This window comes from Nocardiopsis lambiniae, assembly GCF_031845465.1.
GTDB lineage: Bacteria > Actinomycetota > Actinomycetes > Streptosporangiales > Streptosporangiaceae > Nocardiopsis > Nocardiopsis lambiniae.
Window position 1 is genome coordinate 1 of the sequence record NZ_JAVREP010000043.1, and the last position, 1,339, is coordinate 1,339.

1 protein-coding gene is annotated in these 1,339 nt (G+C 71.2%); it reads right to left on the reverse strand.

All coding sequences use genetic code 11. The features are described from left to right. Positions 1 to 18 precede the first annotated feature (18 nt). The gene (locus RM479_RS27430) at positions 19 to 1,098 is read right to left on the reverse strand and encodes an IS110 family RNA-guided transposase (protein ID WP_274812746.1); all 1,080 of its coding nucleotides are present in this window, start codon (positions 1,096 to 1,098) and stop codon (positions 19 to 21) included. Positions 1,099 to 1,339: the final 241 nt, after the last annotated feature.

The following is a 1,339-nucleotide window of genomic DNA, read 5'->3' on the forward strand; positions in this document are numbered from 1 at the left end:
GGGATGCTCCTATGGATGTCAAGCGGCTTCAGCGAAGTCGTCCTGACACTGTTGCGCGGGAATGTTCTTCGAGGCCAGAACCCGGAAGACCTCCCGAGCCACGTACCGCTTCAAGCAACGCATGATGTCCTTCTTGGCCAAGCCCTGGCCGGTGCGCCGCTCCACGTAGGCGCGGGTGCGCTCGTCCCAGCGCATCCGGCACAAAACGATGGTGTGCAACGCGTGGTTGGCGGCCCGGTCACCGCCCCGGTTGAGCCGGTGCCGGTCCCTGCGCCCTGAGGAGGCCGGGATCGGCGCGACCCCGCACAGATGCGCGAACGCCGCCTCCGAGACCAACCGGTCGGGGTTGTCCCCGACCGTGGCCAGCAACTGACCGGCCACGTCAGAGCCCACCCCCTTCAGCCCCAGCAGCTCCGGGGCCGCCCGCCGGGTCAGGGCCTTGAGCTCGACGTCCAGCTCGGCGATCTCCTCGCCCAGGGCCAGGATCCGCCTGCCCAGACGGCGCAGCGCGAACTTGACCGCGACCGCGGGGTCGGCCAGGTCGTCGGCGGGCCGCAACCGGGCACACCTGGCGGCCAGCTCCGCCACCGCCAGGGCGCGCAGCGGGGCCCGGACCTGTTCGGGGGCGGTGACCACCAACTGGCGGGCCTGGTTGATGGCCTGGGTGCGGGACTTGACCGCCGAGCGGCGCACCACCCGCAGGGACCGGATCGCCTCCACGACGCCGTCACGGGTCTTGGGGACGCCGGTGGCCCGGCCCGAGGCCACCGCTTGGGCGGCGGCGTAGGCATCGATGGGGTCGGACTTGCCCTTCATCCGCCGTGTCTTGCGGTCGGGCCGGTCGACCTCCACCACTGTCAGGCCCTGGCGGGCCAGGTGGCGGGCGAGCTCGGCGCCGTAGGCGCCGGTGCCCTCCACCCCGACCGCGTCCACGGTGCCGTGGGAGAGCAGCCAGGCCGCCAGGTCCAGGTAGCCCTGCCCGGTGGCTTCGAACTCGCGGTCGGCCAGGTGGCGGCCGAGCGGGTCGATGACGGCGACGTGGTGGGTGTGGCCGTGGGTGTCCACGCCCGCTGTGACAATCAGGGGTCGATCGGTCATGCTGGTACCTGCCGTCCTGTCGCTGATCCCGGAGGGGTGGCACGCGCCGGCCGGGCGGGCGGACAAGACTGTGGCGGGGCTTTTCGACCAAGCTCCTATGAGGTCACGGTCGCCCGTCCGGTCGCGTGCGGTGGCTTCCCCGGACAAGCCGACGAATCCCGTAAAGGACAACCTGTCGGTGTCGGTCAGCGGGTGGGTCAGACCTGCCGGAGAAGCCATTACACATCCTCACAGTCAGCGG